Source organism: Methylobacterium oryzihabitans, assembly GCF_004004555.2.
Taxonomy (GTDB): Bacteria; Pseudomonadota; Alphaproteobacteria; order Rhizobiales; family Beijerinckiaceae; genus Methylobacterium; species Methylobacterium oryzihabitans.
On record NZ_SACP01000049.1, the window covers coordinates 1 to 24,625 of the forward strand.

General features: G+C 74.1%; 19 protein-coding genes and 2 pseudogenes. 12 read left to right on the forward strand and 9 right to left on the reverse strand.

The window, feature by feature from the left end:
* From EOE48_RS27185 to EOE48_RS27200, 4 genes and pseudogenes are all read left to right on the forward strand, one after another.
* Positions 1-1,814: pseudogene (locus EOE48_RS27185) on the forward strand (hypothetical protein); the annotation flags it as partial.
* A gap of 5 nt (positions 1,815-1,819) precedes the next feature.
* A complete protein-coding gene (locus EOE48_RS27190; RefSeq protein WP_127734016.1) occupies positions 1,820-3,463 on the forward strand; it encodes a hypothetical protein in 1,644 nt (547 codons plus the stop codon).
* Positions 3,460-4,014 (forward strand): SCO family protein, encoded by a 555-nt coding sequence (locus EOE48_RS27195; protein ID WP_127734017.1) that lies wholly within the window; start codon positions 3,460-3,462, stop codon positions 4,012-4,014. Before EOE48_RS27190 ends, EOE48_RS27195 begins: the two co-directional genes overlap by 4 nt.
* Positions 4,011-5,132 (forward strand): serine/threonine-protein kinase, encoded by a 1,122-nt coding sequence (locus EOE48_RS27200; protein ID WP_127734018.1) that lies wholly within the window; start codon positions 4,011-4,013, stop codon positions 5,130-5,132. The genes EOE48_RS27195 and EOE48_RS27200 overlap by 4 nt, the downstream gene beginning before the upstream one ends.
* Before the next feature lie 51 nt (positions 5,133-5,183).
* Here EOE48_RS27200 and EOE48_RS27205 read toward each other — a convergent pair whose 3' ends face one another.
* Together EOE48_RS27205 and EOE48_RS27210 are read right to left on the reverse strand one after the other, a co-directional pair.
* Positions 5,184-7,961, reverse strand: coding sequence for a molybdopterin-dependent oxidoreductase (locus EOE48_RS27205; RefSeq protein WP_127734019.1), 2,778 nt, complete (start codon positions 7,959-7,961; stop codon positions 5,184-5,186).
* Positions 7,958-8,785 (reverse strand): FAD binding domain-containing protein, encoded by an 828-nt coding sequence (locus EOE48_RS27210; RefSeq protein ID WP_127734020.1) that lies wholly within the window; start codon positions 8,783-8,785, stop codon positions 7,958-7,960. The genes EOE48_RS27205 and EOE48_RS27210 overlap by 4 nt, the downstream gene beginning before the upstream one ends.
* 432 nt (positions 8,786-9,217) lie before the next feature.
* On the opposite strand from EOE48_RS27210, the gene EOE48_RS27215 reads away from it, so the two are divergent.
* Together EOE48_RS27215 and EOE48_RS27220 are read left to right on the forward strand one after the other, a co-directional pair.
* Positions 9,218-9,913 carry a hypothetical protein gene (locus tag EOE48_RS27215; RefSeq protein WP_127734021.1) on the forward strand — a complete coding sequence of 232 codons (696 nt, stop codon included), beginning with the start codon at positions 9,218-9,220 and terminating at the stop codon, positions 9,911-9,913.
* Positions 9,914-9,927: 14 nt separating this feature from the next.
* The gene (locus EOE48_RS27220; protein WP_127734022.1) at positions 9,928-10,920 is read left to right on the forward strand and encodes a DMT family transporter; all 993 of its coding nucleotides are present in this window, start codon (positions 9,928-9,930) and stop codon (positions 10,918-10,920) included.
* Between the two features lie 49 nt (positions 10,921-10,969).
* Here EOE48_RS27220 and EOE48_RS27225 read toward each other — a convergent pair.
* From EOE48_RS27225 to msrB, 3 genes and pseudogenes are all read right to left on the reverse strand, one after another.
* Positions 10,970-11,200 (reverse strand): annotated as a pseudogene (locus EOE48_RS27225) (aldo/keto reductase); the annotation flags it as partial.
* Between the two features lie 56 nt (positions 11,201-11,256).
* Positions 11,257-12,471 (reverse strand): ABC transporter substrate-binding protein, encoded by a 1,215-nt coding sequence (locus tag EOE48_RS27230; RefSeq protein WP_127734024.1) that lies wholly within the window; start codon positions 12,469-12,471, stop codon positions 11,257-11,259.
* Between the two features lie 219 nt (positions 12,472-12,690).
* Positions 12,691-13,107, reverse strand: a complete 417-nt coding sequence (gene msrB, locus EOE48_RS27235; protein WP_127734025.1) for a peptide-methionine (R)-S-oxide reductase MsrB — start codon at positions 13,105-13,107, stop codon at positions 12,691-12,693.
* A 318-nt stretch (positions 13,108-13,425) separates the two neighbouring features.
* Here msrB and EOE48_RS27240 point away from each other — a divergent pair, with 318 nt between their 5' ends.
* The 5 genes from EOE48_RS27240 to EOE48_RS27260 all read left to right on the forward strand — a co-directional run bounded on the left by EOE48_RS27240 (position 13,426) and on the right by EOE48_RS27260 (position 18,365).
* Positions 13,426-15,054 (forward strand): long-chain-fatty-acid--CoA ligase, encoded by a 1,629-nt coding sequence (locus EOE48_RS27240; protein ID WP_127734026.1) that lies wholly within the window; start codon positions 13,426-13,428, stop codon positions 15,052-15,054.
* Positions 15,055-15,309: 255 nt separating this feature from the next.
* Complete coding sequence (locus EOE48_RS30130) at positions 15,310-15,669, forward strand: ArsR/SmtB family transcription factor (RefSeq protein ID WP_127734027.1); 360 nt, start codon at positions 15,310-15,312, stop codon at positions 15,667-15,669.
* A complete protein-coding gene (gene arsC / locus EOE48_RS27250) occupies positions 15,662-16,099 on the forward strand; it encodes an arsenate reductase (glutaredoxin) (protein WP_246154974.1) in 438 nt (145 codons plus the stop codon). The genes EOE48_RS30130 and arsC overlap by 8 nt, the downstream gene beginning before the upstream one ends.
* 9 nt (positions 16,100-16,108) lie before the next feature.
* A complete protein-coding gene (gene arsB / locus EOE48_RS27255; protein WP_127734029.1) occupies positions 16,109-17,176 on the forward strand; it encodes an ACR3 family arsenite efflux transporter in 1,068 nt (355 codons plus the stop codon).
* Positions 17,166-18,365, forward strand: a complete 1,200-nt coding sequence (locus tag EOE48_RS27260; RefSeq protein WP_127734030.1) for an MFS transporter — start codon at positions 17,166-17,168, stop codon at positions 18,363-18,365. Before arsB ends, EOE48_RS27260 begins: the two co-directional genes overlap by 11 nt.
* A gap of 125 nt (positions 18,366-18,490) precedes the next feature.
* On the opposite strand, the gene EOE48_RS27265 is transcribed toward EOE48_RS27260, so the two are convergent.
* The 4 genes from EOE48_RS27265 to ribH all read right to left on the reverse strand — a co-directional run bounded on the left by EOE48_RS27265 (position 18,491) and on the right by ribH (position 22,982).
* Entirely contained in the window at positions 18,491-20,638 is a 2,148-nt protein-coding gene (locus tag EOE48_RS27265) for a sodium-translocating pyrophosphatase (protein WP_127734031.1), read from the reverse strand.
* Positions 20,639-20,842: 204 nt separating this feature from the next.
* On the reverse strand, positions 20,843-21,847 hold the full coding sequence (thiL, locus tag EOE48_RS27270) for a thiamine-phosphate kinase (RefSeq protein WP_127734032.1): 1,005 nt from the start codon (positions 21,845-21,847) through the stop codon (positions 20,843-20,845).
* Positions 21,848-21,967: 120 nt separating this feature from the next.
* Positions 21,968-22,438 carry a transcription antitermination factor NusB gene (nusB, locus tag EOE48_RS27275; protein ID WP_127734033.1) on the reverse strand — a complete coding sequence of 157 codons (471 nt, stop codon included), beginning with the start codon at positions 22,436-22,438 and terminating at the stop codon, positions 21,968-21,970.
* Position 22,439: 1 nt separating this feature from the next.
* A complete protein-coding gene (ribH, locus tag EOE48_RS27280) occupies positions 22,440-22,982 on the reverse strand; it encodes a 6,7-dimethyl-8-ribityllumazine synthase (protein WP_127734034.1) in 543 nt (180 codons plus the stop codon).
* 247 nt (positions 22,983-23,229) lie between these two features.
* Between ribH and EOE48_RS27285 the strand changes: the two genes are divergently transcribed.
* Complete coding sequence (locus tag EOE48_RS27285) at positions 23,230-24,546, forward strand: MFS transporter (protein ID WP_127734035.1); 1,317 nt, start codon at positions 23,230-23,232, stop codon at positions 24,544-24,546.
* The last annotated feature ends 79 nt before the right edge of the window (positions 24,547-24,625 follow it).

The following is a 24,625-nucleotide window of genomic DNA, read 5'->3' on the forward strand; positions in this document are numbered from 1 at the left end:
CGCCCCCCCCCGGCGCGCCGCCGCCGTCCGTGACGGTCGATCCGGCGCCGGAGGCCGGCGGCCTCGTCTGCCCGCCGGGGGCGCCGGTGGTCCGGGCGACGGTCGCGGCCCTGCGCGCCGCCGATGTCGGGGTCGAGACCGATTACGGCCAGGGGCAGCGGGACCCGGACGCCCTGCTCCTCGTCCCGCTGCGGGAGTCGGGCGACGGCCGGACGGCCGCGGAGCTGCTCGGGACGATCCGGGCGCAGCTCGCCGGCAAGGCGGCGCCGTTCGTGCTGCGGGTCGAGGCCGGGACCTGCCTGCGCCTCACCACCATCAACCTCCTCGCCGAGCCGGCGGCACCGTCCGACGGCCGCTGCCGGGGCCCCCGGGCCGGCGACGCGCCCGGCGACGCGCCGATGCCGCGGATCACGCCGCTCAACGTCGATTGCGATCCGCGCCAGTTCGCCGGCTCGCCCGAGCCGTTCCCCGGCCGGTCCGGCCCGGCGCGCCCGGACCTGCGGCCCTCCGGCCACCTCGCGCTGTCGGTGCCGCTCCCGTCTCCCACCGCGGGCCCCGGCGCGGGCACGAGTCCGGCCCTGGCGCCGGCGCCGCCGGCCCCGGGCGCCGGCCCGGCCGGAGGGCTGCCGGTCGGCGCCAATGCCGCGAGGGCGCTGCCGCCCGTTGCCGGCGGCGCCGCCTCCCGGTCGACGGCGGATTACTATGCCGGCTTCCTGTGGGCGCGCGCCCGGGACGTCGCCAACCACGCCTCGATGCTCTTCAGGGACAAGGTGACGACCGAGCAGGATGCCGGGCAGGACTGGGGCCTGGTTCTGCTCGCCGGCCGGGACTGCGCGCCCGAGCTGCAGGTGCGCGCCCTCGGCTTCGCCCTGTGCATGGAGGCCCAGAACCCCGCCCCGGGGGCGCCGGTGCCGCCGATCCCGGCCGCGGACGCCCAGCGCGCCATCGCCGAGCGGTTCGCTCAGGAGCCGGCGCTCTACCGCGAGGCGGTCCGGGCGATTCCCTACGCCTTCGGCGCCCTGCCGATCCGCTCCCTCGGCGACGTGGTCTCGCACGGCGCCCACGGCCTCCTCGGGGTGCTGGTCGTCGAGGCGGCCGACCCGTCCGGCCGGCGCGGCCCCGCCGACTTCGACTACCGCCACGCCGTCGCCCGCACGATCGCGGCGCCGGACGTGACGCTGCGGGACGGGGGGGTGGTCGGCGCGGCGACGATCCACGAGCACGTCCTGCTGTGGCAGGACGGCCTGAACCTGCGCCGCGGCGCCGGGCGGGTGACGGATCTCGACCTCCCCGGCCGGCCGGTGCCGGACTGCCCGGTCTGCGACGATTCCTACGACCTCGGCGAGAAGGGGGTCGGCCTCGCCTCGGAGCGCTTCGCCTTCCGGCTCGTCGACCTGTTCGCGAGCGCGCCCGGCGTGCGGATCGATCTCGGCCTGCGCACCTATCCGCGCGACGAGGACGACCTCAACCGCGTCGCGTTTCCGCCCGGCTTCTTCGCCGGGCCGGTGCGGACGCCGACGATCGTCGCGCCGCCCGGCGGCCAGATGGCCGTTCGCATCGCCCACCCGGTCGGCCGGGCCCGGCAGCGCGCCTTCGTGCCGATCTTCCCCGGCTACGACGACCTGTTCCCCGGTTTCGGCTCCGGCCACGCGGCGCTGATCGGGCCGGGCAAGGGGCTGACCGCCTGGGCGACGGCGCCCATGACGCCCGGCCCCTATCTGTGGCGCGACGGGCCGCAGGCGATCTTCGCGGCGGGCGCCTGGGGGCACCTGCTGGTGCGGCCGGAGGCCCCGGCCGCCCCGACCGGACGCTGACCGCCATGCGCGCCGGTCCCGCCCTCCTGTCGCTCCTTCTGGCGGCCGGTGCCGCCGCCGCCCAGGCCGAGCCGGACCGCCTGACCGCAGGCGGGGCCCGGCACGCGGTGACGATCCGGGTCGAGCCGCAGCCCGGCGAGGCCGTGGCGGCCGGGCGCGACCTGCGGGTGACGATCGCGTATCGCGAGCCGGGCACCGACCGGCCGGTGCCGGCCCTGCGGCCCCGGGCCTGGATCCGCCGCTCCGGCGCCGGGCCGGGCTGCGCCGACGCCGCCTGGATGGTGCGGGCGAGCGGGGCGATCTCGCCGGCCGACCTGCCGCTGGAGCGCGACTTCCTGCTGGCGCTCTCCGCCTCCGCCGAGGGCGACGAGGACCGGGTCGCGGTGATCGACCAGGGCCACCGGCTGCGCTCGGCCGACCATGTCTCGGTCACCGCCCTCGGCGCGCGGGCCGGCGGCCTCGCCCTGCACCCGTCGCGGCCGCGCCTGCTGGCGACGCGGCCCGGGCGCGGCGACGTGGTCGCGGTGGCGCTGCCCTGGGGCGGGCTCGTCCCGGTCGCGTCGGGCCTGCGCCGGCCGGGGCCCCTGGCGCCCCTCGGCGACGGGCTGGCGGTGGTCGAGGAGGAGGGCGGTCTCGTCCTGCTCGGCCCGGACGGCCTGCGCCGCGCCGAGGTGCCCCTGGGCCCGCCGCCGCGGCGCCTCCTCGCCCCCGACGCGGGCGGCCTCGCGGTGACGGCCGCGGACGGGTCGGCGCTGGTGGTGCGTCGCGACGGCGCCCGCACCGTCCTTCCGCCCGGCACCCTCGGCGCGCTGGCGGAGGCCGGGCCGGGCCTCCTCGTCGAGGCCGGCGCGGAGGCGGCCCTGCGCCTGCGCTGGCTCGACGACCCGACCCGGGCGATCCCGGTGGCGCTGCCCTTCGTGCCCGGCGGGCTCGCGGTGCACGGGGCGGGCCGCTTCGCCCTCGCCTGGGACCGGGACGGGACGCGGGCGGTGCCGGCCGACCCCGCGGCGGCGCCGGCCCTGCGCCGGGTCCGGCTGCCGGGACCGGCCGGATCGGCCCCCGGCCTCGCCGGCGGCGCCGACCGGCCGAGCGCCGCCCTGCTGGTGCCGGGCTCGGGAACGGTCGCCCTCGTCGCCGCCGGCGGGGGCCTGCCCGACCAGCCGGCCGCGACGGTGACGGTGCGCGGCGACCGCCCGCACGCGGTCGCGTGGTTCGACCAGCGGCTCGCCGAGGAGGAGCCCGGCACCTTCGCGACGACGGTCCGCCTCGTCGCCGGCGGGCGCTACGAGGTCGTCACCACCACCGGACCCGGCGGCACCACCGCCTGCGCCGGGTTCGCCGTCGCCGGGCCGGCGCCGCCGGAGGAGGCCGCGGCGGCGCTGGCGGTCGTCTCCGCTCCGGCCCGGGCCGGGGAGGCCGGCCTGCTGCGGCTGCGGGTCGAGAACCGGCCGGGCTGGCTGCGGGGCGGGGCGGTCGGGCTCAGGATCCAGGATCTCGAACTCGGCGCCGCCGCCCGGATCCGGGCGGAGCTGGGCGAGGACGCCGTCGTGACCGCCGCCGTCACCTTCCCGGAGCCCGGCACCTACGCCGTCTCGGTCGAGGCCGGGGCGGGCGCCATCGCCCCGGCGGTGATCGGGGTCGCGCCGTGATCCGCGGCCCGGGGCTCGCGGCGCTCGCGCTCCTCGTCCTGCTCCCGGCGGCGGCGGGGGCGGCGGAGACGCCGCTCACGGCCCGCGGCGTCCGGCTCGTCGACCGGCCCCTCGTCGATGCCCAGGGCCGGCGCCACCGCTTCCTGTCGGACCTGATCGCCCGCGGTCCGGTGCTGCTGTCCTTCACCTTCACCGGCTGCCGCGCCCTGTGCCCGCCGATGGACGTCATCATGGACCGGGTCGCCGGGCGCCTGCGCGAGGGCGGCGGGCCGCCGGTCCGCCTCGCCACCCTGACGCTCGACCCGCTCACCGACACGCCGGCGCACCTGCGCCGCGAGCGGGCCGAGCCGTTCGACCCCGACCGGCTCTTTCTCACCGGCGCCCCCGACGACGTGTTCGCGGTCCTCGACGGCCTCGGCATCGAGGGCGGCGCCAACCAGGACCACGACAGCGTCGTGCTGCTCATCGAGGCCGGCGGCCGGCGGGTCCTCGCCTCGCCGCCGCTGCCGGATCCCGACGAGCTCGCCGCGGCGCTGGCACGGCGGCGATGATCCGGGGCGTCCTCGCCCTCGCGTGCGTCCTCGTCCTCGCGTGCGTCCTGGCGCTGCCGCCGGGCCGGGCGGCGGCCGGGGAGGGGATCCGGCTGTATTTCGGCCGGGGCCTCGTCGGGCGCGTCGCCGGCGTCGCCCGGCCGGGCCTGACCTGCGCCGGCTGCCACGGCCGCGACGGCGCCGGTCCGCCCGAGGGGCGCGGCCGGGTGCCGGCGATCGGCGGGACGGCGCTGGCGCAGCGCCCCGACGGCGCCCCGCCCTACGACGAGGCCGGCTTCGCGCGGGCGCTCGCCGAGGGCGTCGCGCCCGACGGGCGGCGACTCTCCCCCGGGATGCCGCGCTTCGCGGTCACGCCGGAGCAGGCGCGGCGGCTCCGGGCGGCTCTGGCCGCGCTCGGCGACGAGGACCGGGCCGGCGTCGCGCCCGACCGGATCGCGCTGGTGATCCCGGCCCTCCCGGACGACCGGCCCGCGGCCGAGGCGTATCGCGACCGGCTGCGCCGGGCGCTCGAGTCCCGCGCGCCCTCGGTCTACGGGCGGGCGATCGCGGTCGCGGTCGAGGACCCCACCGCCATGTCGCCGGCCCTGCTGGCGGTCGGCCCCGACCTCGACCCGGCCGGCCGGCTCGCCGTCGCGGCGGCGGAGCAGGGGCTGCCGATCCTGATGCCGCGGGGCGCCCCGCCCGGTCCGGTCCCCGGCGACCTCGTCGACCCGCGGCCCGGCGAGCCCGACGTGACCGCGGCCCTGCGCGCCCTGCGCGACGCGCCCGGTGCCGACCGCGACCGGGTCGTCCTCGACGCCGACGACCTCGCCGTGCTCCCGGCCGCGCCCGCCGCCGGCACGGTCTTCCTCTCCCTCGCCCTCGCCCGCGCGCAGCCGGCGGAGGTCGCCGCGCTGGCGACGTCCGGCGCCGCCCTCGTGGCCCTGCGCCCGGCCGCCTGGGACGAGAACCGCCTCGCCGAGGAGACCGCCCGGGCGCTCGTCGCCGCCCTGACCCTGGCGGGGCGGGACCTGACCCGGACCGCGCTCCTCGCCGCCCTGGCGCGCGGGCGCCCGCCGCCGGGAGCCGGGGGCCGGGTCGAGGCGGTCCGCCTGCCGGCCCCGTCGGTGGGCCGCTAAGCAGATTTCGCAAAAGTGGTCGCCGGTTCTGCGACAAAAATCTGCGACAAATCAAGAATCCAAGCGGACGAGGCGTTGGCCTGCCGACGCAGGTCTGCTTGGGACCGCCTCCTGCGCCGCGATCACCGCACGATAGATCCGGTCGGGGGCGAAGGGCGTCGCGTGCAGGCGGGCGCCGGTGGCGTCGCGGATGGCGTTGGCGAGCGCCGCCGCGACCGGGTTGAACGGGCTCTCGCTCATCGACTTGGCCCCGAGCGGCCCGACGCTGTCGTGGGTGTCGGCGAAGAACACCTCGGTCGCCGGCACGTCGGCGCAGGCCGGGATGTGATAGTGCCGGAAGGTCGGGTTCACGACCCGCCCCTCGCCGTCGAGGCGCAGGTCCTCGTAGAGCGCCGCGCCGATCGCCTGGGCGACGCCGCCCTCGACCTGCCCGCGGCACTGCATCGGGTTGACCACCCGGCCGGCATCGGCGGCGTGGACGCTGCGCAGGATCCGCACCTCGCCGCTGCTGCGGTGGACGGCGACGCAAAAGCCCTGGACGTTGAACGCCACCGAGCGCGGGCTGCCCTCGGCCCGGCCGACCGCCTCGACCGGCCCGGCCTCGGCGAGGGCGGCGAGCGCGATGCGGCAGCCCGGCCCCGCGACGGCGTCGCCGTCGAGCCGGCACAGGGACGGGTCGAGGCCGGCCTGCATCGCCGCCGCCTGCCGCAGGGCCGCGGCCAGGGCCTCGGCGGCCCGCAGGGTCGCGAGGCCGCCGACCACCGTGCCGGTGCTGCCGTAGGCGCCGGTATCGTGGCCGACGAGGTCGGTGTCGCTCTGCCGGACCGCGATCCGCTCCGGCGCGGTACCGAGCGCCGTGGCGGCGATCTGGGCGTGGACCGTGGTGGTGCCGTTGCCGAACTCGGCGGTGCCGACCCGCAGCTCGTAGCGGCCGTCCGCGCCGAGGGCGAGGCGCGCCTCGGCGACGTGGCCGCGGGGCGGGATCGTGTCGATCATCGCCAGCGCCATGCCGCGCCCGGTGAGCCAGTCGGGGGAGGGGGCGTCGGGCCCCGGTTCGCGCAGGGCCGCCTCGACGTGGTCGAGGCACTGGTCGAGGCCGTAGGAGCCGTATTCGACGTCGTGCGGCTCCAGGCTCGTCGAGACCATCGGGTCGCCGGGGCGCACGACGTTGCGCCGGCGGAACTCGAACGGGTCGAGGCCGAGGCCGCGGGCGAGCTCGTCCATGGCGGACTCGACCGCGAAGATCGTCTGGCTCAGGCCGTAGCCGCGGAAGGCGCCGCTCGGCAGGGTGTGGGTGTGGACGGCGCGGCCCTCGACCCGCTTGTTGGGGCAGCGATAGACCGCGATCACCTCGTTGCAGCCGTGGTGGAGCACGCCGCCGGCATGGTTGCCGTAGGCGCCGGTGTCGGACAGGACGCCGAGCTCGATCGCCGTCAGGGTGCCGTCGCGGCGCGCGCCGAGCCGCACCCGCACCCGCATCGGGTGGCGGGTCGTGGTGGCGGCGAACTGCTCCTGGCGCGTCAGCTCCCACCGCACCGGCCGGCCGGTGCGCAGGACCGCCAGCGCCACGAGATCCTCGGTCAGCATCTCCTGCTTGCCGCCGAAGCCGCCGCCGACCCGGCCGCACAGCACCCGCACCCGGTCGGCCGGCAGGTCGAGCAGGGTGCACAGGGCGTCGCGGGTGAGGAACGGCACCTGGGTGCTGGAGCGGATGACGAGGCGGCCCTCGGCGTCGAGCCAGCTGACGGCGCCGTGGGTCTCGAGATGCGCGTGCTGGACCCGCTGCGAGACGTAGGTCCCCTCGTGGACGAGGTCGGCCTCGGCGAGGCCCGCCGCCACGTCGCCGATCTCGCCGTGGACCTCGGCGGCGAGGTTCGGATGCGGGTTGAGCGGCGGCGCGTCGTCGCCGCTGCGGTCGTCGGTGCCATGGACCAGGGGCGCGTCCGGGCGCAGGGCCTCCTCCGGGTCGAGCAGGGCCGGCAGCGGCTCGTAATCGACGGCGAGCGCGCGCAAGGCCGCCTCCGCCGCCGCCTCGCTCTCGGCCACCACCGCGGCGACCCGCTGGCCGACGAAGCGGACGGTCGAATCAAGCACCCTTGTGTCGGCGGCGTCGTCGGTCGGGATGTGGTGGCGCGCCGTCGAGAACAGCCGGGCCGGCACGTCGGCGTGGGTCAGCACCGCGACGACGCCCGGCAGCGCCAGGGCGGCGGTGGTCTCGATGCGCAGGATGCGGGCATGGGCGTGAGGCGAGCGCAGCACCCGCAGGTGCAGGGCGCCGGCCGCCTCGACGTCGAGGGTGTAGCGGGCGGTGCCGGTGACCACCGCCGGCCCGGCCGGCGCCGGCAGGCTGCTCCCGAACGGCGCGCCGGCCGGCGCCTCGACCCGGGCGGTTCCGCCGATCGCGTCGCGGATCGCGCCGTAGCCGGTGCACCGGCAGAGGTTGCCCTTGAGGGCGGTGGCGAGGTCCCGGCGCTGGCCCTGGTCGAGGGCCGCGGCGGTCATCACCATGCCGGGGGTGCAGAAGCCGCACTGGAAGCCCTGGGCCGCCAGGAACGCCGCCTGCACCGGGTGCAGGGGACCGGCTTCCCCGGGCGCGCAGGACCCGCCGAGCCCCTCGACGGTGGTCACCGTCCGGCCGGCGGCCCGGAAGGCGGGGACGAGGCAAGCGTGCACCGGCTCGCCGTCGAGATGGATCGTGCAGGCGCCGCAATCGCCGGCGTCGCAGCCGCGCTTGACCCCGAACCAGCCCAGCTCCCGCAGCAGGGTGCGCAGGCACTGGCCCGGACGCGGCGTCGCCTCCTGCGCGGTGCCGTTGACGGTGACGATCATGCCTGCGCCTCCCCGGCCAGCTCGCGCCGGATCTCCTCGGCGAGGCAGGCGGTCATGTGGCGGCGCCAGTCCGGGGCGCCGTGGACGTCGTCGTAGTACAGGGAATCCGGGATCTCCCGGGCGATGCGCTCGGCGAGGCCGCCGGCCTCCGGCAGGGCCGCGAAGGCGAGCGCGACCGGCCGGCGGGTCGCCGCCGTGACGGTGAGGACGAAGGCGCCGCCCGCGTCGAGGGTGCCGATCGCGAGCGCGCCCGAGCGGCCGTTGGGGCTCAGCGACACCCGGCGGAACGCCGTGCGCCGGCGCAGGGCCGCCGCCGGCAGGTCGATGCGGCGCAGGATCTCGCCCGGGGCCAGGGCCGTCTCCTGCGGGCCGCGCACGAGGTCGAGGACCGCCAGCGCCTGCTCGCCGCCGTCCGGGGTCCAGATCGTGCAGCGGCCGTCGAGGGCGGCGGCGAGCGCGATCATCGGCCCGGCCGGCAGCGCCATGCACAGGTTGCCGCCGACCGTCGCGACGTTCCAGATCTTGAACGAGCCGAGCAGCGCCCGGCAGCACTGCCCGACCAGCGGCGCGGCGATCCAGGCGGCCGGCAGCTCGATCCGGTCGAGCGCCGCGATGGTGCAGGTCGCCGCCAGCGACAGGCCGGCTTGCGTCACCGCGAAGGGCTCCCAGCCCAGCCCCGCGAGGTCGATCAGCCGGGAGAGGTCCGGCTGCGGCTCGGAGAACAGCCAGGTTCCGCCGGCGAGCCAGGCGTCGCCGGGTCGCCAGCCGTCGAGGTCCGCCCGGCTGCCCGGCGTGACGATGCTGCCGATCGTGTTGAGGTCCATGAACGCTCCCGCCTGCTCGCCCCACAGGCAAGAATCCGTCCAGCCACCGCGTCAAGGCCCACGAGCGGAGCCGGCGTCGGGCGGTGCCCCGCAGGGCCGGCGCGGACGCTACCGAGGGGTGCGAAGGGGGAATTCCGATAGCCGGCGAACTGATAATTCACTCAAATTTTAACGATTTTTTTACCACCAAGTTGACTTTAACCGGCCATTAACCCAACTCAAAAGCCATCGCGGACAATATGGTCGGGCTTCGCCATGGCTCATTCTTCAAATGTCGAGTCGTTCAACGGAGCAAGTTTTCCTTCCAGGGGCGCAGTCGACCTGCGGAAGATTGCGCCAAGGAAAGGGCATCAGGGCGAAACGTCGCAGGATAAGTCTTCGGATGCGGCAAGAAAGCTACGTCCGGCGATTGCGCAAAAATACAATCTAAAGTTGATTCTCGCGGCCTTCAACACCTGGGCCTTCAAGCGCGAGCAGCCGGACACTCCCGAGCGACTCGCCGCCGCGGTGGTCGCCGCGGCCGAAGCCGGCCGGCCGCTCGAGTTCGTGCTGTACTGGGGGAAGGGGCCGCGCAGCCACGTCGATGCGCCGGACCTCGCCTGCCTCGACTACCTCGCATCGATGGCCGGGCGGATCGGGCAGGCCCACCGCCCCGGCGCGCTGATCCGGCTGATCTTCACCGACACCCATGCCGCCCTGAACGGCCATGCCCGCGAGGCCGCCGACGCCTATTTCGACGCCGTCGCGGCGGCCGGGCGCGAGCGCGGCTTCGCCGGCACCCGGCTCGGCGCCCTCGTCGACGCGCTGGAGGCGGACGGCGCCGACGCGCCGGAGGAGGCGCCCTCCGACGAGGTGCTGCGCAGCCTCACCGCCTGCGCGGCCAAGTGGTATCGCGGCGAGGGCTCCACCGAGCAGGGCGCCCGCGACTACTACCGGATGAACATGGTGGAGAAGCGGGCGGTCGCCCGCGCCTTCCCGGAGGCGGTGTTCGTCACCTTCAACGGCAGCGAGTTCCGCGGGCTGTTCCCGGCCGAGATGCCGATCTTCTACATGTACTCGCTGCGCCGCGGCGTCGGGGTGAAGCCGTGGTTCATCGGCGGCGCGCTGCCCGCCGCGTCCCTCGCCTGACCGGGAGATCGGCGATGGCGAGCACGGCCGCGATCGACGACGCGCAGGGCCGGACCCGGCCCGCCGCCCGCGCCGGGGACGACGTGCCCCGGGGCATCCTGCTGATGGTCGGCGCGACGGTGATGCTGACCCTGGCGAACGTCTTCTCCAAGATCCTCGTCGCCCGCTATCCGGTCGGCGAGGTGATGTTCGGCCGCTCGGCGATCGCCTTCGCGCTGTCCTGCGCCCTGGTCCTGCCGGGCGCGGGCTTTCGCGCCTTCGCGACCCGGCGCCCCGGGGCGCACGTCGCCCGTGGCCTGTCGCAGGCGGTGTCCCAGACCCTCACGGTGCTGGCGCTGGGGCTGATGCCCCTCGCCGGCGTCACGGCGATCGGCTTCTCGGCCCCGCTCTTCGCCGCCCTGGTGGCGATCCTGTGGTGCCGCGAGCCCGCCGACCCGGCGCGCTGGGCGATGCTGCTGACCGGCTTCGTCGGCGTCCTGGTGGTGACCAATCCGGGCGCCGAGACGCTCCAGCTCGGCGCGCTGTTCGCGGTCGGCAACGCGGTGATGTACGGCACCGTCACGGTCGCGGTCCGGTCGATGACCAGGACCGAGTCCGCCGCCACCCTGCTGCTGTGGCAGATGGCGGTGATGACGGTCGCGCATGCCGGCCTGCTGGGCTTCGGCGTCACTTGGCCGGGGGCGGCGGATGCCGGGCTGTTCGTGATGCTCGGCGCTTCGACGGTCGGCGCGCAGTTCCTGTGGACCCGGGCGCTGGCCGCGGCGCCGGCCACGGCGGTGTCGCCGTTCTACTACCTGATGCTGGTCTGGGGCATGGGAATCGGCGCGGTCGCCTTCGGGGAGGTCCCGGACGCCCACCTGCTGGTCGGGGCGGCGATCGTGGTCGCGTCGGGTCTGCTGCTGCTGTGGCACGAGACCGCGGTGAAGCGCGGCACGCCGCCGCCCTGGGCCCGCCTGATGGGGCGGCTCGGGCGGCGGACGCCGCCGGAGCGTCACCCGGCGGGCTGACGGCGGGGCCGGGGCCCGCTTCCGGGACGGGCCCCGGCTCCGCCCCCGCTCACCCGAAGGTCTCCGGATCCGGCCCGATCCGCCCGTCAGGCCGGTCGAGGGCGGCGAAGGCCGCGAGGTCCTCGCCGTCGAGGGCGGAGTCGAACACCGCGAGATTCTCGCGGATCCGCTGCGGGTCGGCGGATTTCGGGATGACCACGTGGCCGAGGTCGAGGTGCCAGTGCAGCACCACCTGGGCCGGGGTACGGCCGTGCTTCCTCGCCACCGCGACGATTGCCGGAACAGAGCATCATCTGGGGCGGCCCCTCTCCGTCGAGCGGGGCCGCCGGGCTGCCCCTACTTCACCAGCGGGCAGCCGCCGTCGGCCAGCGGCCGGAACGCCTGATCGCCCGGCACGGTGGCCAGCGGCTTGTAGTAGTCGTAGGGGCCCTTGCTCTCGTCGGGCGTCTTGACCTCGTACAGGAACACGTCGTGGACGGCGCGGCCGTCCTGGCGGATCGTCACGGTGCCGAACAGCGCGTCGTTGATCGGCTTCTCGCGCATCGCCGCCACCACCTTCTCGCCCTCGATCGTACCGGCATCCCGTGCCGCACGCAGGAAGGCGAGGGTCGAGGAATAGACGCCGGCGTGGTTCTCGGTCGGCATGCGGCCGTTCATGCGCTCGGCGAAGCGCTTGCCGAAGGCGCGGGTGCCCTCCGTGCGGTCCCAGTAGAAGCTGCTGGCGAGCTGGAGGCCTTGGGCGGCCTTGAGGCCGAGGGCGTGGATGTCCGAGAGCTGGACGAACAGGGCGGCGATCCGCATCTCGGGCATCAGCCCGAACTCGGCCGCCTGCTTGACCGCGTTGATCATGTCGGCGCCGGTATCGGCGAGCGCCAGCACCTGCGCGCCCGAGCCCTGCGCGGCGAGCAGCGGCGAGGCGAAGTCGCCGGCGTTGAGCGGGTGCTTGGTCGAGCCCTTCACGGTGCCGCCGGCGGCCTTGAGCGCCACTGTCGCGTCGCGCTCCAGCGCCTGCCCGAGGGCGTAGTCGACGGTGAGGAAGTACCACGACTTGAGGCCGCGGCCGGCGACCGCCCGCGCGGTGGCCGAGCCCTGGGCCCAGGTGTCGGAGACCCACTGCACGGTGGTCGGCGCGCAGGCCTTGCCGGTGAGGTCGGAGGTCAGCGAGCTGGAGGCGAGCGCGACCCGGTGGCGCTCCTTCATCAGGTTGGCGACCGCCAGCGCCACCGCCGAGTTCGGCAGGTCGACGATGGTCGCGACGCCCTCCTGGTCGAGCCAGCGCCGGGCGGTGGCGAGCCCGATGTCGGGCTTGTTCTGGTGGTCGGCCGAGACGATCTCGACCTTCAGCTCGCCGGCCTCCTTGGAAAAATCGTCGGCCGCGAGCTGGGCGGCCACGACCGAGCCGGTGCCGGCCTGATCGGCGAAGGGGCCGCTCATGTCGCTGAGCACGCCGACCCTGATCGGGCCGTTGACGCCCTGCGCCAGGGCCGAGGTGCCCATCAGCAGGGACAGGGCGAGGCCGGCGGCACCGGCGACGCGCACGCGAAACGACATTCGACAACTCCAGGTGGGAGGGGGCGGCAGATATGTCAGTCCGCCGCCCCGCCGTCATGTCGAATCGCGCGTCGTGGTTGCAGAACCGGTTCATACGGAATCCGGAGGATTGCCTCCGGATTCCGTATCGCCAGCCCGCGCGGCGCATGAGCGAAGTCGATTTTCGCATCGCGAAGCGATCCCGCAGGGATCGCCAGAAGCGATCAATCGAAAATCGGATCAGTCCTGCGGCTCGAACCCGAGCGAGACGCCGTTCATGCAGTAGCGCAGGCCGGTCGGGGCCGGGCCGTCGTCGAAGACGTGGCCGAGATGGCCCTGGCAGCGGGCGCAATGCACCTCGGTGCGGGTCATGAAGTGCGAGCGGTCGGTCTTCGTCTCGACCGCGCCCTCGATCGGCGCGAAGAAGCTCGGCCAGCCGGAGCCGGATTCGTACTTGGTGCCGGAGTCGAACAGGGGCTGGCCGCAGCCGGCGCACACGAAGGTGCCGGCGCGTTTCTCCTGGTTGAGCGGGCTGGTGCCGGGCCGCTCGGTGCCGTGCTCGCGCAGCACCCGGTACTGGGCCGGGGAGAGCCGGGAGCGCCACTCGTCTTCGGTCTGCGCCGCGCCGCGCGCGGCCTGATCGTCGGACACGTCCATTGCATCACCTCCGGGGCCATCGGGTCGTCCGGCGACTGAGATAGGGTGGAGTCCGCCCCCGCGCGAGGGCGCCTCCCGGGGCAATCGGGTGAACCCGATCGCCCCGGGTTCTTTGCTGGGCCTCAGGCGCCGGCAGTCACACGCGACACGTCGTGTCGCCGTGACTTTGGCTTTCGCCCCGCTGCGCGGATCGCCTTCGTCGCCGGATATCCAATCGCGCGCGAACTGGTCTAAGCTCGCCCGGCCGCCCGGCCCTCTCGGCCGGGACGAGCGACCACGAGCGCGACGACGCGCCGCCACCGGGAAGGAAACCGCGCCATGCTCGGACTGATGCAGGACTGGCCGCTGCTGATCCACCGCATCATCGACCACGCCGCCGCCCAGCACGGTACGCGCGAGATCATCTCGCGCTCGGTCGAGGGCCCGATGCACCGCACCACCTACGGCGCGATCCGCACAGGCGCGCTGCGCCTCGCCAAGCGGCTGGAGCGGGACGGCATCGGCCTCGGCGACCGGGTCGCGACGCTGGCCTGGAACACCTGGCGCCACCTGGAGGCGTGGTACGGCATCACCGGCCTCGGGGCGGTCTACCACACGGTCAATCCGCGGCTGTTCGAGGACCAGATCGTCTACATCATCAACCACGCCGAGGACCGGATCCTCCTCCTCGACCTCACCTTCGTGCCCCTGATCGAGCGGCTGGCGCCGCGGCTCGCCACCATCGAGCGCTACGTCGTGCTCACCGACGGCGCCCACATGCCGCGGACGTCCCTGCGCAACGCGGTCGCCTACGACGACTGGGTCGCCGAGGCCGACGACGACTTCCGCTGGGCGAGCTTCGACGAGCGCACCGCCGCGGGCCTGTGCTACACCTCCGGCACCACCGGCGACCCGAAGGGCGTGCTGTACTCGCACCGCTCGAACCTGCTGCACGCGCTGGCCAACAACGCCGCCGACGGCCTCGCCCTGAAGGCCGCCGACGTGGCGATGCCGGTGGTGCCGCTGTTCCACGCCAACGGCTGGTCGTTCGCCTTCGCGGCGCCGATGGCCGGCTCGACCCTGGTCCTGCCCGGCCCGAAGCTCGACGGCGCCTCGGTGCTCGACATCATCGAGACCACCGGCGTCACCGTCACGGCGGCGGTCCCGACCGTCTGGCTCGCCCTGCTCCAGCACCTCACCGCCACCGGCGCCCGGCTCTCGACCCTCAAGCGGGTGATGATCGGCGGCTCGGCCTGCCCGCGGGCGATGACCGAGCGGTTCGAGCGCGACTACGGCGTCACGGTGATGCATGCCTGGGGCATGACCGAGATGAGCCCGGTCGGCTCGTTCTGCGGCCTCAAGCCGGAGGTCGCCGGGCTCACCGGCGACGCGCTCTACGACCAGAAGATGAAGCAGGGCTTCGCCCCGTTCGGGGTCCAGTTCCGCCTCACCGACGACGACAACCGCGACCTGCCCTGGGACGGCGAGACCTTCGGCCGGCTCAAGGTCTCGGGCTTCGCCGTCGCCAAGTCGTATTTCCGCAGCGACGAGCCGATCCTCGACGAGCACGGCTTCTTCGACACCGGCGACGTCGCCACCATCGACCTGCACGGCTACATGGCGATCACCGACCGCTCGAAGGACGTCATCAAGTCCGGCGGCGAGTGGATCTCGTCGATCGACCTCGAGAACCTCGCGGTCGGCCATCCCGACGTCGCGGAAGCCGCGGTGATCGGCGTCGCGCACCCGAAGTGGGACGAGCGGCCGCTGCTGATCGTGGTGCCGAAGGAGGGCCGCACGCCGGACAAGGCCGACATCCTCGCCTTCATGGCGCCGCGCATCGCCAAGTGGTGGCTGCCCGACGACGTGGTGCTGGTGCCCGAGATCCCGCACACCGCCACCGGCAAGATCCAGAAGACCGCCCTGCGCGACCGGTTCCGCGACTACGCCCTGCCGGGAGCGGCGTAGGCAGAGCGCCGCAGCCGCGGCACAGTCCCGTCGATCGTGGGTGCCGGTTCGACGCTCCGGCACTCGCGATCGCCGCCGCGGGAGGCGCGCATCGACTGCGCCGCGCCCGACCCGCACTGCGGTCGCCCCCCCGAAATGCCCCCTGGAAGCGCGTCCTGGAAAGGTTCGGCTTCTCGTTGGTAAGCGGCCGGCGCGGCTTGAGCAGGGCCGCTTCTTCGTCTACATATCAACGATAGTTGAAATGTAGATCATTCGATGAACGAACGACAGGCTCTCTCCGCCTTCGCCGCGCTCGGGCAGGAGCATCGGCTCCGGGTCGTGCGCGTCCTGGTCACCGCCGGCCCGGCCGGCCTCGCGGCCGGCGTCCTCGCCGAGACCGTGGGCGTAGCTGGCAACACGCTGTCCTTCCACCTGAAGGAACTCGCGCATGCCGGGCTGATCGCCTCCCGGCGCGAGGGCAGGTCGGTCGTCTACAGCGCCGCCTATGCCGGCCTGTCCGACCTCGTCCGGTTCCTCATGCGCGACTGCTGCCAGGGCCACCCGGAGGTCTGCGCCCCGGCCGTCGCCGCGCTCGCCGCCTGCGATTGCGCCACCGGAGACACCGCCCGTGCCTGAAGCGTTCGACGTCGTCATCTACCACAACCCCGCCTGCGGCACGTCCCGCAACACCCTGGCGATGATCCGCAACGCCGGCATCGAGCCGCACGTGGTCGAGTACCTCAAGACGCCTCCGAGCCGGGCGCTCATCCGGCAGTTGCTCGCCCGCGCCGGCCTCTCGGTCCGCGATGTCCTGCGCGACACGGGCACGCCCTATGCGGATCTCGGGCTCGGCGACCCTGCGCTCACCGACGAGCGGCTCCTCGACGCGATCGAGGCCCACCCGGTCCTGCTCAACCGCCCCCTCGTGGTCAGCCCGAGGGGCGTGCGCCTGTGCCGACCGTCGGAGGCGGTGCTGGACCTGCTGCCCGCCCAGCGGGGCGAGTTCGTGAAGGAGGACGGCGAGCGCGTCGTCGACGAGCACGGCCGCCGCGTCGCCACCACCTGAGACAGCCCGATGTCCCTGTTCGAACGCTACCTGACCGTCTGGGTCGCGCTCTGCATCGTCGCCGGCATCGCGCTCGGCCACGTCATGCCGGGCGTCTTCCACGCCGTCGGCGCCGCCGAGGTCGCCAAGGTCAACCTGCCGGTGGCGGCCCTGATCTGGCTCATGGTCATCCCCATGCTGCTCAAGATCGACTTCGCCTCCCTGCGCCACGTCGGGCGGCACTGGCGCGGCATCGGGGTGACGCTGTTCGTCAACTGGGCGGTGAAGCCCTTCTCGATGGCCGCGCTCGGCTGGCTCTTCGTGGGCTACCTCTTCCGACCTTACCTGCCCGCCGACCAGATCGACAGCTACGTCGCCGGTCTCATCATCCTGGCGGCGGCGCCGTGCACCGCCATGGTGTTCGTGTGGTCCAACCTGACCCGCGGCGAACCGCACTTCACCTTGAGCCAGGTCGCGCTCAACGACACCATCATGGTGATCGCCTTCGCGCCCATCGTCGGGCTGCTGCTCGGGCTCTCGGCGATCACGGTCCCCTGGGGCACGCTGGTGCTGTCCGTCGTGCTCTACATCGTGATTCCGGTGATCGTCGCGCAGGTCGCGCGCCGCAGCCTTCTCGCCTCGGGCGGGCAGGCCGCACTCGACCGGCTGCTCGCCCGGCTCGGGCCCGCCTCGCTGCTCGCGCTCCTGGCCACGCTGGTGCTGCTGTTCGGCTTCCAGGGCGAGCAGATCCTGGCCCAGCCGGCGGTCATCGGCCTCTTGGCGGTGCCCATCCTCATCCAGGTCTACCTCAATTCGGGGCTGGCCTACCTCCTGAACCGGGTCGCCGGGGAGCAGCACTGCGTCGCCGGCCCGTCCGCACTGATCGGCGCCTCGAACTTCTTCGAACTCGCGGTGGCCGCCGCCATCAGCCTGTTCGGGTTCAACTCGGGCGCAGCGCTCGCCACGGTGGTCGGCGTGCTCATCGAGGTGCCGGTCATGCTCTCGGTCGTGTGGATCGTGAACCGGTCGCAGGACTGGTACGAGCGCGGCGCGGCCGGCAAGGGACCGGCGCCGCGGCCGGCCTCCCGTGGGGTCTGAGGCCCGCAGCCGCCTCGTCGTGATCTCCGCCCTCGGCGTGGTCGAGATCCTCGCCTGGGGCTCCTCGTTCTACCTGCCGGCGGTGCTCGCCGGGCCCATCGCGGCGGACACGGGCTGGCCGCTGGCCTGGGTGGTCGGGGGCCTGTCCATGGGGCTCCTGGTGGCGGCATTCGCCTCGCCCCGGGTCGGGATCGCCGTCCATCGGCACGGCGGGCGTCCGGTGCTGGCGCTGGCCGCCCTGCTGCTGGCGACGGGTCACGTCGTGCTGGGCCTCGCACCGAACCTACCCGTGTTCCTCGCCGGCTGGCTCCTCCTCGGGCTCGGCATGGGCTGCGGGCTCTACGACCCCGCCTTCGCCACCCTCGGCCGGCTCTACGGCGCCGGGGCGCGTCCCGCCATCACCGCACTCACCCTCTGGGGCGGGTTCGCCAGCACCATCTGCTGGCCGCTTTCGGCCTTCCTCGTCGGGCAGGTCGGGTGGCGGGGCGCCTGCCTCGCCTATGCCGGGTTGCACCTCGTCGTGACCCTGCCGCTCGTTCTCGGCCTGATCCCGAAGGCGCCTGAGCCGGAGACCGCGAAAGCAGGCGGGCAACACGCGGACGGGCCGCTGACGCCCCGCGAGCGCCGGGCCTACCGGCTGATGGCCGGCGTGCTGGTTCTCGGCGGCACCGTGATGGCACTCGTCTCGGTGCACTTGAGCGCGTTGCTTCAGGCGCGAGGCGTAGCGCTCGCCGCGGCCGTCGCCTACGGCGCACTGATCGGGCCGGCCCAGGTCGGGGCCCGCCTCGTCGAGATGGCCGGGAAGGGCCGGCATCACCCACTCTGGACGCTGACGGCCGCCATGGTCCTCGTGGCGCTCGGGCTCGCCATCCTGGCCGCCGGCATCCCGGCGGTCGCCGTCGCCCTGGTCCTCTACGGAGCCGGCAACGGGATCTACTCGATCGCGAGGGGCACGGTGCCGCTCGCCCTCTTTGGCGCGGAGCGCTACCCGGTGCTGGTGGGCCGCCTCGCCCGGCCGAGCCTCATGGCCCAGGCCCTCGCGCCGTCGTTGGGCGCCGTGGCGCTGACCCATGGCGGCCCCGACGCGGCCTACACTCTCCTGGCGGCGCTCGCCCTGGCGAATGTCGGCCTGGCGTGCGCCTTGTGGGGGACCCGACCCGACTCCGCCGTCGCCCCCGGGAACGAATAGGCGGAGCCCCCGGCGCCGGCATCGAGGTCGAAGGGCCGCCCGCGTGACGGCGGCCCTTCTTCGCTCCCGGTCGTTGCCGTGCCGACGTTGGCGTCCGGGTGCGGAACACCGGCCGGGGCACCCGGCTACTGATGCGCCAGGATCGCCAGCAGCAGCAGCGCGATGATGTTGGTGATCTTGATCGCCGGGTTCACCGCCGGACCGGCGGTGTCCTTGTAGGGGTCGCCGACGGTGTCGCCGGTCACCGCCGCCTTGTGGGCGTCGGAGCCCTTGCCGCCGTAATGGCCGTCCTCGATGAACTTCTTGGCGTTGTCCCAGGCGCCGCCGCCGGAGGTCATCGAGACCGCGACGTAGAGGCCGGTGAGGATCACGCCGAGCAGCATCGCGCCGACGCAGGCGAAGGCCTGGGCCTTGCCGGCGATCACCCGGATGACGAAGAACAGCACCACCGGCGACAGCACCGGCAGCAGCGAGGGCACCACCATCTCGCGGATCGCCGCCTTGGTCAGCATGTCGACCGCGCGGCCGTAATCCGGCCGGTCGGTGCCCTGCATGATCCCGGGCTTCTCGCGGAACTGCCGGCGCACCTCCTCGACCACCGCGGCGGCGGCGCGGCCGACCGCCGTCATGGCGATGCCGCCGAACAGGTACGGGATCAGGCCGCCGAGCAGCAGGCCGACGACGACGTAGGGGTTCGACAGCGAGAAGTCGACGGTGAGCCCCTGGAAGTAGCGGTACTGCGTCGGCGAGGCGTTCTGGATGAAGTAGTTCAGGTCCGAGGTGTAGGCGGCGAACAGCACCAGCGCGCCGAGGCCCGCCGAGCCGATGGCGTAGCCCTTGGTCACCGCCTTGGTGGTGTTGCCGACGGCGTCGAGCGCGTCGGTGGAGCGGCGCACCTCCTTGGGCAGGCCCGCCATCTCGGCGATGCCGCCGGCATTGTCGGTGACCGGCCCGAAGGCGTCGAGGGCGACGACGACGCCGGCGAGCGCCAGCATCGCCGTGACCGCGACCGCGATGCCGAACAGCCCGGCGAGCGCGTAGGTGGCGATGATGCCCGCGACGATCACGATCGCCGGCGCGGCGGTCGATTCGAGCGAGATCGCCAGTCCCTGGATCACGTTGGTGCCGTGGCCGGTGACCGAGGAATGGGCGATCGACTTGACCGGCCGGAAGTTGGTGCCGGTGTAGTACTCGGTGATGACGACGATCAGCGCCGTGATGACGAGGCCGATCACCGCGCAGCCGAACAGTGCGAGCGAGGTGAAGCTCGCACCGGTCGTCGTGGTGAAGCCCGTCGAGAAGCTGCCGAACAGCGCGAGGTTGACCCCCGCGATCGCGGCGATCGACAGCACGCCGGCGCCGATCAGCCCCTTGTAGAGGGCGCCCATGATCGACTGGTTGGTGCCGAGCTTGACGAAGAACGTGCCGATGATCGAGGTCACGATGCAGGCGGCCCCGATGGCGAGCGGGTAGATCAGCATCGCGTCGAGCACGTTGCGGCCGCCGACGTCGGTCTGGCCGGCGAAGAAGATCGCCGCCAGCACCATCGTGGCGACGATCGTCACCGCGTAGGTCTCGAACAGGTCGGCGGCCATGCCGGCGCAGTCGCCGACGTTGTCGCCGACGTTGTCGGCGATGGTGGCGGGGTTGCGCGGATCGTCCTCGGGAATCCCGGCCTCGACCTTGCCGACGAGGTCGCCGCCGACGTCGGCGCCCTTGGTGAAGATGCCGCCGCCGAGGCGGGCGAAGATCGAGATCAGCGAGGCGCCGAAGCCGAGGGCGACGAGGGCGTCGATGACCTCGCGGCTCGAGGCCGGCAGGCCGGCGATGCGGGTGAGGTAGCCGAAATACAGCGCGACGCCGAGGAGCGCGAGGCCGGCGACCAGCATGCCGGTGACCGCGCCGGACTTGAACGCGACCTCGAGCCCGCCGCCGAGGGAGTAGGTGGCGGCCTGCGCGGTGCGGACGTTGGCGCGCACCGAGACGTTCATGCCGATGAAGCCGGCCGCGCCCGACAGCACCGCGCCGATGAGGAACCCGACCGCGACCTTGAGGCCGAGGAACCAGGCGAGCAGCCCGAACAGTACTACGCCGACGACCGCGATGGTGGCGTACTGGCGCCGGAGATACGCCTGCGCGCCCTCGGCGATCGCCCCGGCGATCTCCTGCATGCGCTGGGTGCCGGCGTCCCGCCGCATGACGTCGTTGATCGTGTAGATCCCGTAGGCGACGGCGCAGAGGCCGCCCACGATGATGAGCAGGAGTGCGGTCATTCTACCGTCCTTATGTCGGGCTTGCCCGCGACGTCGAGACGGCCGCGATGGCGTGCGGCCGTCGCGCGGGTTCCCTCCCCAGTGGCGCGGCCCCGGCGCGCCTCGCGACGGTCCCGCCTCCCTTGAGTGCCAAACTTCCGCCAGCGGTGCAAACGCCGAGTCGGCTTTGCGCCGCAGCAGGATAGCGGAGGCGGCGGGCCGGCCTCAGAAGTGGCTGAACGACGCGCGCGCGAAGGTCCGGGGCGCGCCGCCGGGGTCGCGGAACACCGGGGCGCCGGGCTCGCCCGAGACGGTGCCGATGACGGTGAGCGGGACCCCGGCGGCGGCGGCCGCCGCCGTGAGGTCCGCCACCGCCTCCGGCGCGGCGGTGCACAGGATCTCGTAGTCGTCGCCCCCGGTGAGGACGGCGTCGATCAGGCGGGGGTCCAGGGCGAGGGCCTCGCGGGCGGCCGCCGAGAGCGGCACCGCCGCGACCTCGACCTCGGCGCCGAGGTCGGCGGTGCGCATCATCTTGGCGAGGTCGCCGGCGAGGCCGTCCGAGACGTCCATGGCGGCGCGGGCATGGATCCGCACCGCCGCCGCGAGGGCGAGCCGGGGCTGGGGATGGAGGTAGCGGTCGACGAGGTGGGCCCGGGCGGCGTAGCCGAGGCCGTGCGACCACGCCGCCGGCGGCTTGCGGCGCAGGCCGAGGCCGAGGGCCGCGTCGCCGATCGTGCCCGAGACCAGGATCCGGTCCCCGGCCGCGGCGCCGGTGCGCCGGACCATCCGGCCGGCCGGCACCGCCCCGAGGGCGGTGACGCCGATCACCGTCTCGCCCTCGGTCCGCACGGTGTCGCCGCCCAGCAGCGGGCAGCCGTGCCGGGCCGCCGCCTCGCTCAGGCCGGTGGTGAACCCGGCGATCCAGTCCTCGTCCCAGCCGCCCCCGAGGGCGAGGGTGAGCAGGAAGCCGAGCGGCTCGGCGCCCTTGGCGGCGAGGTCCGACAGGTTGACGCCGAGGGCCTTGCAGGCGACCGAGAGCGGCGGGTCGTCGGCGAAGTAGTGCACGCCCGCCACCACCGCGTCGGCGGTGAGGACGAGGTCGTGGCCCGGCGGCGGCGCCAGCAGGGCGGCGTCGTCGCGCAGTCCGAGCCCCCCGGGACCGGCCAGCGGCGCGAGGTAGCGGGCAATGATCTCGTCCTCGGTCGGACGCGGAAGGTCGGGGCGGGCCATCGAGGATCAGTTACGCCGGCCGGTCGCGGCCGGTGGAACTGTACAGGACTTTCGCTGACCGCAAGCCGGCGATTCGCCACTGCCGGGGTCTTGTTCCCGAAATTGTCCGCCGGGGCGGACTCAGCCGCTGCGGGCGGCGCCGTCGAGTTCGCCGGCCCGGGCGGTGCGCGCCACCCGGTCGAGCACCGCGTTGACGAGGCCGGGCTCGTCGCCCGCGTAGAAGCTGTGGGCGACGTCGACGTATTCCGAGATCGCCACCCGCACCGGCACGTCGCGGCGGAACATCAGCTCGTAGGCGCCGGCGCGCAGGATCGCCCGCAGCACCGATTCGATCCGCTTCAGCGGCCAGCCCGAGGACAGGGCGCCGTCGAGCTGCGGGTCGATCGCCCGCTGCTGCTCGACCACGCCGCGCAGGAGGTCGCGGAAGAACGCGGTCTCGGCCGGGGGGTGCTTGATCTCGTCGACCTCGGCCCCGATCCAGAACGTCTCGAATTCCGCCAGGGCGTCGACCACGCCCTTGCCGGAAATCTCCATGTCGTAGAGGGCCTGGACGACGGCCAGGCGGGCGCCGCTTCGCTCGGCAGGTTTCATGTCAGGGTGTCTCCGGGGCTCGGCGCGGCGCGAATCCGATGGTGCGGTCCTCGGCCTGCCGCTCCCCGGCGCGTCGGAGCGCCAGCACGGCGAGGGCCGCCTCGGCGGCGCCGCCGCCCTTGTTCATCTCGGTGACCCGGGCGCGGGCCTGCGCCTGGGCTTCGGTCTCGACGGTGAGGATGCCGTTGCCGAGGGGCAGGCGCAGGACCACCGACAGGTCCATCAGCGCCCGGGCGCTCTCGCCCGCGACGATGTCGTAATGCCCGGTCTCGCCGCGGATGACGCAGCCGAGCGCCACCACGGCGTCGTAGGGCTTGCGCGCCCGCGCCGCCGCCTCGACCAGGATCGCGACGGCCTGGGGGATCTCGAGGGCGCCCGGCACCGTGGCGACGACCGCCTCGGCCTCGGCGGCCGCGATGGCGGCCGTCGCGCCGGCGAGGAGTTCGTCGGCGAGATCCTCGTAGTACCGGGCCTCGACGACGAGGACCCGGGCGCCCTTGAGCGACGGGCGGACGCTGCCGCCGTCTCGGCGTGGGGTGACCATGGCGATCCCATCCGTTGCGGTGGCGCACGCTCCGCTGTCACGAGGACGATGGCGCGTCGTCGCGAAACAATGGGCGTGCGGGTGGTGAGCCGGGAGCACTAGACCGAACCGCGCGCCGCGACAAGGGAGTGGTTGGCCGCGCGGACCGGGGCGCCCGCCGACGCGCACGGCTTGCCAACCCGCACGGTTCGGGCCATCCCCGCGCGATGAGCCGGGCCCGAGACCCGGACCGGGAGGCCCCACCACGATGAGCGACATCGAGACCCGCACGATCCGGCGCGTCAGCCGGCGCCTGATTCCCTTCCTGATCGTCTGCTACTTCATCGCCTATCTCGACCGGGTGAACGTCGGCTTCGCCTCGCTGACGATGAACCGCGACCTCGGGATCTCGGCCACCGCCTACGGGCTCGGCGCCGGGCTGTTCTTCCTCACCTACTTCATCTTCGAGCTGCCCTCGAACCTCGCCCTGGAGAAGTTCGGCGCCCGGCGCTGGATCGCCCGCATCATGATGAGCTGGGGCCTCCTGTCGGGGGGCATGGCGTTCATCGGCGGCGAGACGAGCTTCTACGTCATGCGCCTGCTGCTCGGCGCCGCCGAGGCCGGCTTCTTCCCCGGCATCATCTTCTATCTCACCCTGTGGTACCCGGCCGCCTACCGGGCCCGGATCGTGTCGCTGTTCATGGTGGCGATCCCGCTGTCGAGCCTCATCGGCGCGCCGATCTCCGGCGCCCTGCTCGAACTCGACGGCCTGCTCGGCCTCAAGGGCTGGCAGTGGCTCTACATCATCGAGGCGCTGCCGGCGCTGATCCTGTCGGTCGCGACGTTCTTCTACCTCACCGACCGGCCGTCGAGCGCGACCTGGCTGGCGCCCGACGAGCGCGCCTGGCTCGAGGAGCGGCTCGCCGCCGAGAAGGCGGAGCGCGAGGCAGCCTCGGCCGGCAAGGCGTCGGCCGGGCATCTCAGCCGCGAGATCTTCAACCCGCGGGTCTTGTCGATCGCGATGATCTATTTCGGTGCGGTGGCGCTGCTCTACGGCTTCAGCTTCTTCCTGCCGCAGATCATCAAGGCGTTCGGCCTCAGCAACCTGCAGACCGGCTTCGTCACCGTGATCCCCTACGCCGTCGGCACGGTCGGCATGCTGTGGTGGGGCCGGCGCTCGGACGCCACCGGGGAGCGCCGCTACCATCTCGCCATCGCGCTCGGGCTCGCCTCCTTCGGCACCATCGCGGCGGCCTTCCTGCCCGATCCGACACTCAAGATGGCGCTGTTCTCCTGCGCCGCCTTCGGGATCTTCGCCGCCCTCCCGATCGTCTGGACGCTGCCGACCGAGACCCTCAGCGGTGCGGCCGCCGCCGGCGCGATCGCGGTCGTCAACTCGGTCGGCAACCTGTCGGGCTTCGTCGCCCCGTTCGTCGTCGGCGCGATCAAGGACCGCACCGGCGACTTCACCTACGGCCTCGTGGCGATCTCGGCCGCGGGCCTGCTCGGCATCGTGCTGGTCCTGCGCCTCAGGACCCAGGCCGAACGGGCGGGCGATCCCACCCGCCTGCGCGCGGCCGAATAGGCCCGACGCACCGGGTTCCGGCGCCGCGCGGGGATCGGCAGAGGCCGCGGTCGGCGGCGGTGGGCCCGATCCCCGCTCC